Source organism: Streptomyces sp. S07_1.15 (genome assembly GCF_020739505.1).
Taxonomy (GTDB): domain Bacteria; phylum Actinomycetota; class Actinomycetes; order Streptomycetales; family Streptomycetaceae; genus Streptomyces; species Streptomyces xinghaiensis.
The window spans coordinates 523,200-539,064 of sequence record NZ_JAJBZK010000001.1 but is presented as its reverse complement, the minus strand read 5'-3'; the positions used below and the strand labels follow the sequence as shown (position 1 = coordinate 539,064).

11 protein-coding genes are annotated in these 15,865 nt (G+C 74.5%); all 11 read left to right on the top strand.

Annotated elements, in window-relative coordinates:
* The first annotated feature begins 6 nt into the window (after positions 1-6).
* The 11 genes from LIX60_RS02400 to LIX60_RS02350 all read left to right on the top strand — a co-directional run bounded on the left by LIX60_RS02400 (position 7) and on the right by LIX60_RS02350 (position 15,843).
* A complete protein-coding gene (locus tag LIX60_RS02400) occupies positions 7-6,717 on the top strand; it encodes an amino acid adenylation domain-containing protein (RefSeq protein ID WP_227956977.1) in 6,711 nt (2,236 codons plus the stop codon).
* Positions 6,714-6,941: an MbtH family protein gene (locus LIX60_RS02395; RefSeq protein ID WP_227956976.1), complete on the top strand. Its 228-nt coding sequence runs from the start codon at positions 6,714-6,716 to the stop codon at positions 6,939-6,941. The genes LIX60_RS02400 and LIX60_RS02395 overlap by 4 nt, the downstream gene beginning before the upstream one ends.
* A gap of 89 nt (positions 6,942-7,030) precedes the next feature.
* Positions 7,031-8,365 carry a cation:proton antiporter gene (locus LIX60_RS02390; RefSeq protein WP_227956975.1) on the top strand — a complete coding sequence of 445 codons (1,335 nt, stop codon included), beginning with the start codon at positions 7,031-7,033 and terminating at the stop codon, positions 8,363-8,365.
* A gap of 272 nt (positions 8,366-8,637) precedes the next feature.
* Positions 8,638-10,140, top strand: coding sequence for a tryptophan 7-halogenase (locus LIX60_RS02385; RefSeq protein WP_374117782.1), 1,503 nt, complete (start codon positions 8,638-8,640; stop codon positions 10,138-10,140).
* Between the two features lie 10 nt (positions 10,141-10,150).
* Complete coding sequence (locus LIX60_RS02380) at positions 10,151-11,332, top strand: cytochrome P450 (protein ID WP_227956973.1); 1,182 nt, start codon at positions 10,151-10,153, stop codon at positions 11,330-11,332.
* Positions 11,333-11,339: 7 nt separating this feature from the next.
* Positions 11,340-12,569 (top strand): cytochrome P450, encoded by a 1,230-nt coding sequence (locus LIX60_RS02375; protein WP_227956972.1) that lies wholly within the window; start codon positions 11,340-11,342, stop codon positions 12,567-12,569.
* Positions 12,570-12,619: 50 nt separating this feature from the next.
* Complete coding sequence (locus tag LIX60_RS02370; protein WP_227956971.1) at positions 12,620-12,895, top strand: ferredoxin; 276 nt, start codon at positions 12,620-12,622, stop codon at positions 12,893-12,895.
* Positions 12,895-13,218 carry an acyl carrier protein gene (locus LIX60_RS02365; RefSeq protein ID WP_227956970.1) on the top strand — a complete coding sequence of 108 codons (324 nt, stop codon included), beginning with the start codon at positions 12,895-12,897 and terminating at the stop codon, positions 13,216-13,218. Before LIX60_RS02370 ends, LIX60_RS02365 begins: the two co-directional genes overlap by 1 nt.
* Before the next feature lie 3 nt (positions 13,219-13,221).
* Positions 13,222-14,610: an AMP-binding protein gene (locus tag LIX60_RS02360; protein WP_227956969.1), complete on the top strand. Its 1,389-nt coding sequence runs from the start codon at positions 13,222-13,224 to the stop codon at positions 14,608-14,610.
* Between the two features lie 58 nt (positions 14,611-14,668).
* Positions 14,669-15,442: a phosphosulfolactate synthase gene (locus LIX60_RS02355; RefSeq protein ID WP_227956968.1), complete on the top strand. Its 774-nt coding sequence runs from the start codon at positions 14,669-14,671 to the stop codon at positions 15,440-15,442.
* Entirely contained in the window at positions 15,439-15,843 is a 405-nt protein-coding gene (locus tag LIX60_RS02350) for a VOC family protein (protein WP_227956967.1), read from the top strand. The genes LIX60_RS02355 and LIX60_RS02350 overlap by 4 nt, the downstream gene beginning before the upstream one ends.
* The last annotated feature ends 22 nt before the right edge of the window (positions 15,844-15,865 follow it).

The window sequence follows — 15,865 nt, the reverse complement described above, 5'->3', positions numbered from 1 at the left end:
GACACGATGACCCGATCCCCTGTCGAGGACGTGTGGCCGCTGTCGCCGCTGCAGGAGGGGCTGCTGTTCCACGCCGCCTTCGACGACCGGGGCCCCGACGTCTACACCGTCCAGTCCGCCCTCGCGCTGGAGGGCCCGCTGGACCCGGGGAGGTTACGGAGGTCGTGGGAGGCGCTGCTGGACCGGCACGCCGCGCTGCGCGCCTGCTTCCGCCAGGTGAGCGGGGCACAGATGGTGCAGGTCATCGCACGGGACGTGGCGCTGCCCTGGCGCGAGGAGGACGTGTCGGGACTCCCCACGGCCGACGCGCTCGCCGCCGCGGACCGGCTGGCGGAGAGCGAACGGGCGGAGCGCCTCGACCCGGCGGTGGCGCCCCTGCTGCGGCTGCTGCTCGTCCGCCTCGGCGAGAACCGCCACCGCCTGGTGATGACCAGCCACCACATCCTCATGGACGGCTGGTCGGCCCCCGTCCTGATCGGAGAGCTCTCCGCGGTCTACGCGGCGGGCGGCGACGCCTCCGTCCTGCCCGGGACCACCTCCTACCGCGAGTACCTGGCCTGGCTCAACCGGCAGGACAAGGAGGCCGCGCACGCCGCCTGGAAGGCGGAACTCGCCGGGGCCGGCGAGCCGACACTGGTCGCCCCCGCCGTCCCCGACCGGCTGCCCGTCTTCCCCGGGAACGTCGGCGGCGACCTCCCGGAAGCGCTGACCCGCGGCCTGGCGGAACTGGCCCGCACGGCCGGCGTGACCGTCAACACCGTGGTCCAGGGCGCCTGGGCGCTGGTGCTCGCGCGCCTCGCCGGCCGCACGGACGTGGTCTTCGGTGCCACCATGGCGGGGCGGCCCCCGGAACTGCCCGGGGTCGAATCGATGGTGGGGCTGCTCATCAACACCCTGCCGGTACGGGTACCGCTCGACGGCGCCCAGCCGGTGCGGGAGATGCTCCAGCGGCTCCAGGACCGGCAGTCCGCGCTGATGGCCCACCAGCATTTGGGCATCCTGGAGATCCAGAAGACCGCGGGACCCGGAGCCGCGTTCGACACCCTCCTGGTGTACGAGAGCTTCCCCCGGCCGCCCGCCGCACCGGCACCGGACCGCGACGCCCTGGTCATCAGGCCCGACGGGTTCTCCCGCGAGGCGGCGCACTACCCGTTCACCCTGGTCGTCGCGCCCGGCGACCGCATGCACCTCAAGCTCGAACACCGGCCGGACCTCTTCGACCGCGCCACGGCCGAATCCGTCCTCCGTGCACTGACGCGGGTGCTGGAACGGATGGTCGCGGAACCGTCCGTGCCCGTCGGACGGATCGGAGTGCTCGACGGGCCCGCGCGGGGCACCGCCCGGGAGGAGCGCGGCGGGGCTCCGGCGGTGCCGGGGCTGTCGGTGCCGGAGCTGGTCGCGGGGCGGGTGCGGGAGACGCCGGACGCGGTGGCGGTGGTGGACGGTGAACGGTCGCTGACGTACCGCGAGTTGGACGAACGGGCGGGGCGTCTGGCGGGATATCTCTCCTCGCTGGGCGTGGGGCGTGGTGAGCGGGCAGCGGTGGTGATGGAGCGGTCGGCGGATCTGCTCGTGACCCTGCTCGCGGTGTGGAAGGCCGGGGCGGCGTATGTGCCGGTGGACGCGGGTTCTCCGGTGGAGCGGGTGGCGTTCGTGCTGGAGGACGCCGCTCCGGTGGTGGTGCTGTGCACGGAGGCGACGCGGGCCGCGGTGCCGAAGGACGCCGCCGCGCGGACGGTGGTCCTCGACGACCCCGGGACGGTGTCGGAACTCGCCGCACACGCAGGCGAGTTGGTGGCCGAGGCGAACCCCGGGGATGTGGCGTATGTGATGTATACGTCGGGGTCGACGGGGGTGCCGAAGGGTGTGGCGGTGCCGCACGGTGGTGTGGCGGCGCTGGTCGGCGAAGCCGGCTGGTCGGTCGGGCGGGATGACGCGGTGCTGATGCACGCCCCGCACGCGTTCGACGCCTCCCTGTTCGAGGTGTGGGTGCCCCTGGCCGCCGGTGCGCGGGTCGTCGTCGCCGAACCGGGCGTCGTGGACGCCGGGCAGGTACGCCGCCATGTGACCGGCGGTGTGACCGCGTTGCATGTGACGGCTGGTTCGTTCCGGGTGCTGGCGGAGGAGTCCCCGGAGTGTTTCCGGGGTCTGCGTCAGGTGCTGACGGGTGGTGACGTGGTGCCGGTCGCCGCGGTGGCGCGGGTGCGGGAGGCGTGCCCGGAGGTTTCGGTGCGTCATCTGTACGGGCCGACGGAGACGACGCTGTGCGCGACCTGGCACGAGTTGGGTCCCGGTGATGTGCTGGGGGAGGTGCTGCCGATCGGCCGCCCGCTGCCGGGGCGGCGGGTGTTCGTGCTGGACGCCTTCCTGCAGCCGGTGCCGCCGGGTGTGACGGGTGAACTGTACGTATCCGGTGCGGGGCTGGCGCGCGGCTACTGGGACCGGCCGGGGCCGACGGCCGAGCGGTTCGTGGCCTGCCCGTTCCTGCCCGGGCAGCGGATGTACCGCACCGGCGACCTGGTGCGCTGGACCGAGGACGGGGATCTCCTCTTCGCCGGCCGCGCGGACGAGCAGGTCAAGATCCGCGGATTCCGGGTGGAGCCCGGCGAGGTGGAGGCCGTACTGGCCGCCCACCCGGGCGTCGCCCAGGCGGTGGTGGTGGCCCGTGACGACGGCCCGGGCGAGCGCCGCCTGGTCGGCTATGTGGTGCCCGAGGGGCCCGAGGGCGTGGACCCGCAGGCCGTGCGCGAGCAGGCCGCCGCGGTGCTGCCGGAGTACATGGTCCCGGCCGCCGTGCTGGCGATGGCCGCGCTCCCCGTGACCGTCAACGGCAAAGTGGACCGCAAGGCGCTCCCCGCTCCCGACTTCGCCGAACGGGTCTCCGGCCGTGCGCCCCGGACCGCCGCCGAGGAGACGCTGTGCCGGCTCTTCGCCGAGGTGCTCGACCTCGAACGGGTGGGCCCCGACGACAGCTTCTTCGACCTGGGCGGCGATTCGGGGCTGGCCATGCGGCTCGCCGGTCGGGTCCGCGAGGAGTTCGGCGCCGAGCTGGCCGTCCGCCAGTTCTTCGGCTCCCCGACCCCGGTCGGTGTGGCCCGGCTGCTGGCCACGAAGGCCCGCCCCGTGCTCGAAGCGGCCGGCCGGCGGGAGGGCGTCCCCGTCACCGCGGGCCAGTTGCGCACCTGGCTGATGTCCCGGCTCGGTGACGAGGCGGGCGTGCACCGGATCCCCGTCGCGCTGCGCCTCGGCGGCGAACTGGACCGCCGGGCGCTGTGGGCCGCGCTGGGGGACGTCGCGGCGCGGCACGAGATCCTGCGGACGACGTTCGACGGGACCCGGGGCGGTGACCTGCGCCAGCGCGTCCTGGACGCCGACGCCGCGCGCCCCGCACCGGCCGTCACGGCGGCGACCGAGGAGGAGCTGCCGGACCTGCTGGCCGCCCACGCCGCGCACGCGTTCGATCTCGGCCGTGAGACACCGTGGACGCAGCACCTCTTCGCCCTGTCGGACACCGAGCACGTGCTGCTCCTGGTGGTGCACCGGATCGCCGCCGACGACGCGTCCGTGGACGTCCTCGTCCGCGACCTGGCCACCGCCTACGGCGCGCGCCGCGAGGGCCGGATGCCCGAACGGGCCCCGCTGCCCGTGCAGTTCTCCGACTACGCGCTCTGGGAGCGGGAGCTGCTCCGGGGCGAGCGGGAACCGGAGAGCCTGGTCAACGACCAGCTCGCGTACTGGAAGGACACCCTGGCGGGCCTGGACGCCGAGCTCCCCCTGCCGGCCGACCGGCCGCGGCCCTCCGCGGCCTCGCACCGGGCCGGCTCCGTGCCCCTGCACATCGACGCGGATCTGCACACCCGCCTGGCCGACCTGGCCGACGACGCCGGCACCACGACGTTCACGGTGGTGCAGGCCGCGCTCGTGACGCTGCTCGCCCGGCTCGGCGCCGGCACCGACGTCACCGTCGGCACGGTGATCCCGCGCCGGGACGAGGCCGGTCTGGAAGGGCTGGTGGGACCCTTCGCCGGGCCCTTGGCGCTGCGTACGGACGCCTCCGGCGATCCCGCCTTCCGCGACCTGCTCGGCCGGGCGCAGGCGGGCGGCCAGGAGGCGCGCGAGCACCGGGACGTGCCGTTCGAGCGCGTGGCGGACGCGCTGCGGCTGCCTCCCTCGCTGGCGCGCCACCCGGTGTTCCAGGTCGTGCTGGAGCTGGACGACAGCGTCGAGGAGGCGTGGGACCCCTGGGAACTGCCCGGGCTGCGCACCAGCCGCCTGGACGTGGGCCCCGAGTCCACCGAACTCGACCTGTCGGTCGTCCTCACCGAGCTGTACCGGCCCGACGGGGACCTCGGCGGCATCGAGGGCCGGCTGCGCTACGCCGCGGAACTCTTCGACCGGGCCACCGCGGAGGCGCTGGCGCGGCGGCTGACGACGGTCCTGGAGCAGGTGGCGGCCGATCCGGACCAGCGGCTGAGCGCGGTGGACGTCCTGCTCGGCGCGGACGAGCACCGGCGGCTGCTGGAGACGGGGCACGGTGCGGCGGCGGACGTTCCGTGGCCCACGGTCGTGGCGGCTGTGGCCGCGCAGGCCGCACGGACCCCCGGTGCCGTCGCCGTCAGCGGTCCGGACGGCTCACTGACGTACCGGGAGCTGCGCTCCGCGGCGGGCCTGCTCGCCCGGCGGCTGACCGCCCTGGGCGCCGGTCCGGACACCGCCGTCCTGGTGGCGCAGCCCCCCACCACCGCGCTGGTGGTCGCGCTCCTCGCGGCGTGGGAGGCCGGGGCCGCCTGCCGCCTGGCCGATCCGGCGCGGCCCCTGGACGGCGTGGACCCGCACACCGGACGGACGCCGATCGCGGCCCTGGTGTGCGACGCGGCGCAGGGCGGGCGGATACCGGACGGTCCCGGCGTGCCCGTCGTGGCGACCGGCGGTCCGGCCCCGGCCGGACCGGACGCCGCACCCGGCAGCGGCACACCCGGCGCGGCCGCGGCCGGCGGGGGAGCGCCCGTCGCCGCCGCGGCCGGGCCCTTCGCCGCCGTACCGGACTGCGCGCCGCCGCTGCCCGGTCGCCCGGCGCTCCTCCTTCCCGGCCCGGCCGGCGCCGACCTGGTCGTCGAACACCGCACCCTGGCCGGCCACGCCGCGCACCGGGCGCGGGCATCGGCGGTGGCCGGGTCGGAGACGGTGCTGGACACCCGTGCCCCGTTCTCCCTGCTGCTCGTCCCGCTGCTCGCGGCGCTGTGCGCGGGGGGCAGCGTCCGCCTGGGCCTGCCGGCCGCGGACCGGCAGCCGGCGGCCGGGGCCCTCACGGGCCCGGAGCACGCACGGCGGCTGCTGGTCACCACCCGCGCGCTGCTGCCGAGCGCGCCGCCGGAGCCGCCGGACGGCGGACCGTCCGCGTCCGTGCCCGGCGCGGGCGGCCCGGGAACCGGTGAACAGCCCGTCCCCGCAGCGGGGTTCGCGGAGGTCCTCGTCATGGACGCGGGCGGGCCGGCGGAGGCGGACGGTGCCCCGGACACGCCCGGGCGCCCCCACGGGGCCGTCACGGTGTCCTGCCACGGCGCGGCGGAGACGGGCGGTGCCTGGCTGGAGAGCCGCACCGGCCCCGGCGAGGCCGGCCCGGCGGACCTCCGGGCCGGCAGGCCGGTGGCGAACACCCGCGCCTTCGTGCTCGACGACCGCCTCCGGCCCGTACCGCCGGGCGCCCTGGGCGACCTCTACCTGGCGGGAGCCCCGGTGGCACGCGGCTACGCGGACCGTCCGGGCCTCACCGCCGAACGGTTCACCGCCTGCCCCTTCGGCCCTCCGGGGGAACGGATGTTCCGCACCGGCGAGCGGGCCCGGCGCACCCGCACCGGGCTGCTCGCGGTGAGCTCCGGGGACGCGGACCGGGAGCGTGCGGCCGGAGCCCGCCGTGCCGGCGGCAGCCGCGGCGACCTGGGCGTGCTGCTGCCGCTGCGGCCCGGGGGCAGCCGCCCGCCGCTGTTCTGCGTCCACCCCGGCATGGGCCTGAGCTGGGGCTACGGTGCCCTGCTGCCGTATCTCCCGGCCGACCTGCCGGTGTACGGGGTGCAGGCGCGCGGACTCGCGCGGCCGGAGCCGCTGCCGGGCAGCGTCGAGGAGATGGCCCGCGACTACGCGGACGAGATCCGCTCCGTGCAGCCGACCGGCCCCTACCACCTCCTGGGCTGGTCCATCGGCGGCGTCATCGCCCAGGCCGTCGCCGTCCGGCTGGAGGAACTGGGCGAGGAGGTGGCGCTGCTGGCGCTGCTCGACGCCTATCCCGGCAGCGCCGCCACGTCCCGCTTCCGGGACGGGGACGGGCGGCGGGAGGACGGCTACTCCGTGCTCAGGGACGGCGGGGAGGGCGCCATGGCGGACCTCTACCGCTCCACGGGCCTGAGTGACCGGGTCCGGGCGAATCTGGAGAAGGTGCTGCGGAACATGTCCGGGTTCGCGCCGGACCACACACCGCGCCACTTCGGCGGGGATCTGCTGCTCTTCGTCGCCACCGCCGACCGGCCCGGTGAACCGCCGGTCCTACGGCAGGCGGTGGAGAGCTGGCGTCCCCACACCGGGGGCGGAATCGAGCCGCACGAGGTGCGGGCCGGCCATTACGACCTGCTGCGGCCCGCGCATCTGCCAGGCATCGGACACGTCGTCACGGAAAAGCTCCGGGCGGCTGAGGAAAAGACACCGGAAAGGACCGAGTCATGACCAATCCGTTCGACAACGAGAACGGCACCTTCCTGGTTCTCGTCAACGAGGAGGGGCAGTACTCGCTGTGGCCCGCGTTCGCCGAGAAGCCCGAGGGATGGACCACCGCGCACGAGGAGGGCAGCCGCCGGGAATGCCTCGCCTTCATCGAGGAGACCTGGACGGACATGCGCCCCAAGAGCCTCGTCGAGGAAATGGACCGGCAGGAGACGGCGACACCCTGACAACAGCCCTCTGACACCACCCGGACAACGCCCCGGCGGACACCGCGGAACGGCCGCGACGGTGGCCGTCTCCTCCGGAAAGGGAACAGGTGGACACCGAAGCACTGGTGACCGTGGCCATCGGCGACATCGCGCTGATCGTCATCGCCTCCCGGCTGCTCGGGGCGGCGGCGCGCCGGTGCGGCCAGCCGGCCGTCGTCGGCCAGATCGTGGCCGGCATCGCCCTGGGGCCCACCCTGCTCGGCCGGCTGCCCGGCGATCCGACCGCGCGGCTCTTTCCCCCGGAGGTGCTGCCGTTCCTCACCGTGCTGTCCCAGATCGCCATCGTCCTCTTCATGTTCGTGGTCGGCTACGAGACCGACCGGCGGCAGCTCCGCCGGGGCGGCGGGGCAGCGGCGGCCGTGGCGCTCGCCGCGCTGCTGGTCCCGGCCGCACTGGGGGCGGGCGTGGTCGGGCTGTTCCCCGGAGCGTTCTCCGCGGTGCAGCCCCAGCACGCGGACGGCCGGGTGTTCTGGCTCCTCATGGCCGTGGTCATGTCGGTGACCGCCCTTCCCGTCCTCGCCGCCGTCGTCCGGGAGCGCGGCCTGGCGGGCACCCCCGCGGGCACCGTGGCCACGAGCGCCGCCGGGCTCATGGACGTCGCCGCCTGGCTCGTCCTGGCGGCGGCGCTGGCCGGCACCGGGCATGCCGCCGCCCGGTCGTGGCCGGTGACCCTGCTCCTGCTGTCCCTGTTCACGGCCGCACTGTTCCTGCTGGTCCGCCCGCTGCTCGCCCGGTGGCTCGAACGGTCCGGCGCCCTGGCGGCGCATCAGCTGACCATCGCGCTCGGTCTCGCGCTGGGCAGCGCCTGGGTCACCGCCGGACTGGGGCTGCACCCGGTGTTCGGCGGTCTGCTCGCGGGCCTCGCCATGCCCCGCCCGGGCGGGGTGCCGGACGCCGGTGTGCTGCGGCCGATGGAGCAGACGGCCGGACTGCTGCTGCCGTTGTTCTTCGTGACGACCGGGCTGTCGTTCGACGTCGGCTCGCTGGACGCCGACGGCGGGATCCTGCTGGCGCTGCTCCTGGCGGTGGCCGTCTCGGGGAAGCTCCTCCCGGGGTACGCGGCCGCCCGGATCAGCGGCATGGACGCGCCCCAGTCGGCGGTGGTCGCGGTGCTGGTGAACACCCGCGGGCTCACGGAGCTGATCGTGCTCGACGTGGCGCTCGACGCCGGGGTTATCGGGTCCGGGCTCTTCACGGTGCTCGTGCTCATGGCCCTGACCACCACCTTCATGACGGGCCCGCTGCTGGCCCTGGCCGGACGCCGGTGGGGGTTCCCGCCGCCACCGGAGGAACATCCAGGGAAACACCCGCGGAAGAATTCCGTGAAGCGCCGGGAGGGTTTTCCCGGGAAACGCCGGGAGGGTGCCGCGGAAAGCTCCTGACGGCCCGTTCCGCGGTACGCGCGCAAGATTTCTCGGAATCCGGAGACGGCGGCCTGCCGCGGTGGAACACGGAATACCGGAATCCGCCGGGTGGCCCGGCGATCCGGCGATTCGGTGATCTCCGGTGATTCCGTGATCCCGCCTCGCGCCGGCCGGTTGGACACCGCTTGACTCCGGCGCGGGGCGAAATCAGACTCGATCCGGCAACCAGAAACACGGGAACCAGAAACACGGGGGCGGGAATGACCCGCCGGGCGACAGGGGGAGGAGGGATGGCCTTGCCGGATTCCGAGGAATTCGATGTGGTGGTCGTCGGTGGAGGGCCGGCCGGATCGACGCTGGCCGCGTTGACGGCCATGCAGGGACACCGGGTGCTGGTCCTGGAGAAGGAGTTCTTCCCCCGTCACCAGATCGGGGAGTCGCTCCTGCCGGCCACCGTGCACGGCGTGTGCCGGCTGACCGGCGTGGCGGACGAGCTCGCCGCGGCGGGCTTCCCGCGCAAGCGCGGCGGCACGTTCAAGTGGGGCGCCAACCCCGAGCCGTGGACCTTCTCCTTCTCCGTCTCCCCGCGCATGACCGGGCCGACGTCCTACGCCTACCAGGTCGAGCGGGCCAAGTTCGACGAGATCCTGCTCAACAACGCCCGCCGGGTGGGCGCCGAGGTGCGCGAGGGCTGTGCCGCCGTCGACGTCGTCGAGGACGCGGAGCGGGTCCGGGGTGTCCGGTACACCGACGCCGACGGCCGCGAGCACCGGGCGTCGGCCACGTTCGTCGTGGACGCCTCCGGCAACGGGAGCCGGCTGTACCGGCGGGTGGGCGGAACCCGGGAGTACTCGGAGTTCTTCCGCAGCCTGGCCCTGTACGGCTACTTCGAGGGCGGCAAGCGGCTGCCGGAACCGAACTCGGGCAACATCCTGTCGGTGGCGTTCGAGAGCGGCTGGTTCTGGTACATCCCGCTGAGTCCGGATCTCACCAGCGTCGGTGCCGTGGTCCGCCGGGAGATGGCCGACAAGATCCGGGGCGACTCCGACAAGGCGCTGGCGGCACTCATCGCCGAATGCCCGCTGATCTCCGAGTACCTGGCGGACGCGCGGCGGGTCACCGAGGGCCCGTACGGGAAGCTCCGGGTCCGCAAGGACTACTCGTACCACCACACGACCTTCTCGCGTCCCGGCATGGTCCTGGTCGGCGACGCCGCCTGCTTCGTGGACCCGGTGTTCTCCTCCGGCGTCCACCTGGCCACCTACAGCGCCCTGCTGGCGGCCCGCTCCATCAACAGCGTGCTCGCCGGGCTGGTCGGTGAGGACCGGGCGCTGCGGGAGTTCGAGTCCCGCTACCGCCGCGAGTACGGCGTCTTCTACGAGTTCCTGCTCTCCTTCTACGAGATGCACCAGGACGAGAACTCCTACTTCTGGCAGGCCAAGAAGGTCACCCGGGCCAACCGCCCGGAGCTGGAGTCGTTCGTCGAGCTCATCGGCGGGGTCTCCTCCGGCGAGCGGGTCCTGACGGACGCCGAGGTGCTGGCGAAGCGCTTCAGCTCGGGCTCCGCGGAGTTCGCCGCGGCCGTCGACGAACTCGCGGGCAGCGAGGACGGCAGCATGGTGCCGCTGTTCAAGTCCTCGGTGGTGCGCGAGGTCATGCAGGAGGGCGGCCAGGTCCAGATGCGCGCCCTGCTCGGCGAGGACGCCGAACCCGAGGCCCCGCTGTCCGCGGACGGCCTGGTGCCGTCCCCCGACGGCATGTTCTGGCTGCCCGCCCAGGGCACCGGCGAGTAGAGGGGGACCCGTGGCACGGCCGTCGGACGTCTCCCCGCACAACCGGCGCGACCGGTTGGACCCGCTCCCCGGACTCAGCCGGCTGAGCGCCCGCGCACCGGTCTCCGAGGCCGTCCTCACCGAGGAGCCCGCCACCACCGGCTGGCTGGTCACCGGACCCGAGGAGGTGCGGGCGGTCCTCGGCGACGCGGACCGGTTCAGCACGGCCCTGGCCGCGGGCGGCGGGCCCGGCGCCCGGCGGCCGGCCCAGCCGGGCAACCTCATCCAGTACGACCCGCCCGACCACTCCCGGCTCCGGCAGATGCTCACACCCGAGTTCACGGTCCGCCGGATGCGCGCCCTGGAACCGGCCGTCGAGGCCATCGTCGAGGACGCCCTGGACTCCCTGGAGAAGGACGGCCGGCCCGCCGACTTCATGCGGCACGTCGCCTGGACCGTGCCCGGCCTGGTGATGTGCGAGCTCTTCGGCGTCCCCCGCGACGACCGGGCCGAACTGGCCCGGGTCCTCAAGGTCAGCCGGCCGGCGTTCCGCGGACGGCGGCTGCAGGTCACCGCGGGCGCCAACTATCTCGCGTACATGGCCCGGCTCGTGGAGCGCAAGCGCCGCGAGCCCGGTGACGACCTGCTCGGCCGGGTGGTGCGCGAGCACGGCGCGGACACCGATGACGAGGAACTCGTCGGGCTCAGCGCGTTCGTGATGGGCTCCGGCGTCGAGAACATGGCCAGCATGCTGGGGCTCGGCATCCTCGCCCTGCTGGAGCACCCGGCCCAGCTCGCCCTCCTCCGTGAACGGCCCGGACTGATCGACGGCGCGGTGGAGGAACTCGTCCGCCATCTCTCCGTCATCCCGACCGCCTCGCCCCGCGTCGCCCGCGAGGACGTGACCCTGGGCGGCCGGGCGGTCAAGGCGGGCGACCGCGTGGCCTGCTCCCTGCTCGCGGCCAACCGCGCACGGCCTCCGGGACAGCCGCCGGACCGCCTCGACATCACGCGCGAACCCACCGCCCATGTGGCGCTCGGCCACGGCGTCCACTACTGCGTCGGCGCGTCGTTGGTCAGGATGGAGCTCAGAGCCGCCTACCCGGCGGTACTGCGCCGCTTCCCCGGACTGCGGCTCGCGGTGCCCCCGGAGGAGATCCGCTTCCGTCCGCAGGCGCCCTACGGCCTGGAAACACTGCCCGTCGCCTGGTAGGGGAGCCATGCCACCCACGACCACCACACCCACGACCACCACAGCCACCGCGCCCGCCTACGCCCGCCGCGACCGCTTCGACCCCGCCGCGGAACTCCGCCGGCTGACCGCCGGGAGAACCGTCACCGCGATCGACGCCGGCCCGGGAACGGACGGGGTGCCCGTCTGGCTCGTGACCGGCCACGCCGAGGTGCGCCAAGTCCTCGGCGACCACCGCCGGTTCTCCACCCGCCGCAACTTCGGGCCGCGCTCCCCGTCCGGCCGCGCCGACGGCCCCCGGCCCGACGAGATGGCCGGCCAGCTCATGGACTACGACCCGCCCGAGCACACCCGGCTCCGGCAGATCCTCACGCCCGAGTTCACCGTGCGCCGGATGCGGCGGCTGGAGCCGCTGGCCGAGGGCATCGTCACGGAACGCCTCGACGCCATGGAACGCGGCGGGCCGCCGGCCGACCTGGTGCGGTCCTTCTGCTCGCCCGTGCCCGGCGCGGTGCTGTGCGAACTGATCGGGGTGCCCCGGGACGACCGCGGCGGCTTCCTGCGCCGCTGCCATGCCTTCCTCACCCCCGGACGCGGCCGGCAGCGGCGGGCGGCGGCCGGCGACGCGCTGTCGCGCTACCTCGCCGACATGGTGCGGCGCGCCCGCAGGGACCCCGGCGACGGCTTCCTCGGCGCACTGGTCCGCGACCACGGCGACGAGATCACCGATCAGGAACTGCGCGGCGTCTGCGTCCTGCTGGTCCTCGCCGGCCTCGACAACGTCTCGGGGATGCTCGGCCTGGGCACCCTGCTGCTCCTGGACCACCCCGCCCAGCTCGCCGCCGTGCGCGACGACCCCGGAGCGGTGGACGGCGCGGTCGACGAACTGCTCCGCTATCTGACGGTCCCGCACGCCCCCACCCCGCGCACCGCACTGGAGGACGTCACCGTCGGAGACCAACTCATCCGGGCCGGGGAACACGTGCTCTGCTCGCTGCCGATGGCCAACCGCGACCCCGCCCTGCTCCCCGAGCCCGACCGGTTCGACATCACCCGGGAGCCCACCGCCCACGTGGCCTTCGGCCACGGCGTCCACCACTGCCTGGGCGCGGCACTGGCCCGGATGGAACTGCGGACCGCGTACCCGGCGCTGCTGCGCCGCTTCCCCCGGCTCGCCGTGGCGGTGCCCGGCGAGGAGGTTCCGTTCCGCGTCCACGCCCTCGCGCACGGCGTGGACCGGCTGCCGGTGACCTGGTGAGGAGCCGCGAGAACGCCGCGGAGGCGGCGGAGCCCGGAGAGGAGAGCCGGATGACCCTGCGGGTCGACCGCCGCCGGTGCGCCGGCTCCGGGCTGTGCGCGGTCCGGCTCCCCGACGTGTTCGACCAGTCGGAGGAGGACGGCAAGGTGCTGCTGAGCACCCCCGAGCCCGGCCCCCGGCTGGCCGGGGCGGTCCGGGCGGCCGCCGCCCGGTGCCCGTCCGGCGCGATCACGCTGCACGGCGGCGGCCCGGCCGGGGAGCGGCCCCGGGACGGGAACGGAACCGGCCGCCCGGGCGGCCGGGCACAGGACACCGAGGAGGCGTGATGGACAGCAGTGCTCCGGAGACGGAGACCAGGGCGGCCGTACGGGAGGTGGTCGCCCCGCTGTGGTGCGAGGCGCTCGCCGTGCCGGAGGTGTCCGACGACGACGACTTCTTCGCGCTGGGCGGCCACTCGCTGGCGGCCCTGCACGTGATCAGCACCGTCGAGCAGACCTACGGAGTGGAGCTGGCCGGCCCGCGCGACATCTGGGAGAACCCGACGCTCGGGGCGTTCGTCTCCGCCGTCGCCGCGGCGGTCGCCGGCCGTGTGCCCGCGCCCCCGGCGGACGGCCGCGCGGCCGCCGCCGCCACCGGGACCGGCGAGTAGGCCGTGCCCGCGGACCGTGCACCGGGGCTGTTGCCGGCGCTCTGCCGGGGCGGCGCCCGCGTCGAGGTGGCCGGCGAACGGCTGGAGGGCGACGAACTGGCGGCCGCCGCCGGCGGGGTCGTCCGCTCCGTGGCCGGGGCCCGCAGAGTGGGCGTGGTCGCGCGCCCGAGTGTCGCCACCCTCGTCGCCGTGGCCGGCGTGCTCCTCGCGGGCGGCACAGCCGTCCCGCTGAATCCGGCCGCCGCCACCCGGGAGCGCGAGCACGTCCTCCGCGACGCCCGGGTGGACCTCGTCCTGGACGAGATCGACCTCACCGCCCGTGACACCCCGCCGCCCGGCCCGCCGGCGGACGGGACCCCCGCGCTGATCCTGTACACCTCCGGCTCCACCGGGCCGCCCAAGGGCGCCGTCATCCCGCGCCGGGCGATCGCCGCCAACCTGGACGCCATCGCGGAGCTGTGGGAGTGGACCGCGGACGACGTCCTCGCCCACGCGCTGCCGCTGTCGCACGTCCACGGACTGGTCTTCGGCGGGCTCGGCCCGCTGCGCACCGGCTCCCCGCTCGTCCACACCGGCCGCTATCTCGTCCCGGTACCCGGTGCCTCCCTCTACTTCGGCGTCCCCGCCCTGTGGGCGTCGCTGGGCTCGGCCGACCTCGCGGAACTGCGCGGTGCCCGGCTCCTGGTGTCCGGGGCGGACGTCCTGCCCCGCAGGGTGTCGGAACGCGTGCGCCACCTCTCCGGCCACCGCATCCTCAACCGGTACGCGATGACGGAGACCCTCGTGATCGCGTCGCCCCGGATCGCGGACCTCCGCGGGCCCGGGGCCGGGGCGGCCCGGTCGGTCGGCCGGCCGGTGCCGGGGGCCCAGGTGCGGCTGGCCGGGCAGGACGGGCAGGACGGGCAGGACGGCCCCGGCGGGCAGGACGGCGCGTCCGGCCCGGGCCGGGAGGTCCTGGTGCGCGGTACCGGGTTGTTCTCCGGATACCTCGGGCGGGGACCGGCCGTGGACGGCGAGGGCTGGTTCGGCACCGGGGACCTGGGGGAGTGGCTGGAGGACGGAACCCTCCGGCTGACCGGCCGCGCCCACACCGACCTGATCAAGAGCGGCGGTTACCGCGTGGGAGCGGGTGAGGTCGAGGACGCGCTGCTCGACCACCCCGGCATCGCCGAGGCGGCCGTCGTCGGCCTGCCCGACGAGCGGCTCGGCCAGCGCGTCGCGGCCTGGGTGGTGGCGACGGAGCCGCTGGACCGCTCCCGTCTCGCCGCCTTCCTGGCCGCCCGGCTGCTGCCGTACAAGCTGCCGCAGGAGGTCCACGTGGTGGACGGCCTGCCGCGCAACGCCCTGGGCAAGGTCCAGAAACGCCTGCTGGCCGCCGAACGCCGGCCCTGACGCAGCAGACCGGACGGCCGCCGGACGGGCGGCCGACGAGGAGGGATTCGGTCCGACCATGACGCATTCGCTGGAGTTACCCGTCCGTGAGCCCAAACCGCGCACCCGGGGGCTGACGATGGTCATCGACAACGGGGCACCGGTCCGGTGGTTCGAGGACACCGTCGCCAGCTCGGGGGAGTTCATCGACCTGGTGAAGTTCGGCTGGGGCACCGCGCTGGTCACCTCGGGCATGAAGGAGAAGACGGAGGTTCTCGCGCAGCACCGCATCCCCTACATGTTCGGCGGCACCCTCTTCGAGAAGCACGTGCTGCAGGGCAGGTTCGAGGAGTACCGCGCCCTCTGCCTGGAACAGGGCTGCGCCTGCGTGGAGGTGTCCAACGGCACCATCGACCTCGGCCACGAGGAGAAGGCCCGCTACATCGAGCGGCTCGCCCCGGACTTCGAGGTCGTCTCCGAGGTGGGGTTCAAGGACCAGCGCCGGTCGGAGATGTTCGCGCCCAGCCAGTGGATCAGCAGCATCCAGCGCGACCTGGACGCGGGGGCGCGCTCGGTCATCCTGGAGGCGCGGGAGAGCGGCACCAGCGGGATCTGCCGCCCCGACGGCGAGGTGCGGTTCGGCCTCATCGAGGACGTCCTCGACGCCGGGCCCCCGGCGGACCGGCTGATCTTCGAGGCGCCCAACAAGGAACTGCAGACCTACTTCATCAAGAGGGTGGGCGGAGACGCCAACCTGGGGAACATCGCCCTGACGGACGTCATCGCGCTGGAGACGCTCCGGCTGGGACTCCGCTCCGACACCCTCCTCGACCATTCCGGGACGGTCCGGTGAGGAATTCCCGGGACGCCTTTCACATCGCCGTGCCGGCCCGCGATCTGGACGCCGCCGCGCTCTTCTACAACAAAATGCTCGGCTGCCCGGTCGCGCGCCGCTACGCGGACCGCATCACCTTCGACTTCTTCGGCGACCAACTCGTCTGCCACTATTCCCCGGACGACCCCGTGGTGGAGAGCCCCACGCTCTATCCCCGGCATTTCGGGGTGACCTTCCGGGAACGCGGGGATTTCGACGCGCTGCTGCGGCTGGTGAATCTGCGGAAGGTGCCGGTGTTCCAGGAGGTCCGGTCCCGTTTCGGGGGAACGGCCGAGGAACACAGCACCGTGGTGCTCGTCGACCCCACCGGAAACCTCCTGGAATTCAAGCACTACGCCGATCCCCGGATGATGTACTGACCGCGGCCGGGCCGCCCGGGGC

Coding starts and splice junctions, on each gene's coding strand:
- LIX60_RS02400 (WP_227956977.1), top strand. CDS start 7: ATGACCCGATCCCCTGTCGAGGACGTGTGGCCGCTGTCGCCGCTGCAG.
- LIX60_RS02395 (WP_227956976.1), top strand. CDS start 6,714: ATGACCAATCCGTTCGACAACGAGAACGGCACCTTCCTGGTTCTCGTC.
- LIX60_RS02385 (WP_374117782.1), top strand. CDS start 8,638: ATGGCCTTGCCGGATTCCGAGGAATTCGATGTGGTGGTCGTCGGTGGA.
- LIX60_RS02375 (WP_227956972.1), top strand. CDS start 11,340: ATGCCACCCACGACCACCACACCCACGACCACCACAGCCACCGCGCCC.
- LIX60_RS02370 (WP_227956971.1), top strand. CDS start 12,620: ATGACCCTGCGGGTCGACCGCCGCCGGTGCGCCGGCTCCGGGCTGTGC.
- LIX60_RS02365 (WP_227956970.1), top strand. CDS start 12,895: ATGGACAGCAGTGCTCCGGAGACGGAGACCAGGGCGGCCGTACGGGAG.
- LIX60_RS02355 (WP_227956968.1), top strand. CDS start 14,669: ATGACGCATTCGCTGGAGTTACCCGTCCGTGAGCCCAAACCGCGCACC.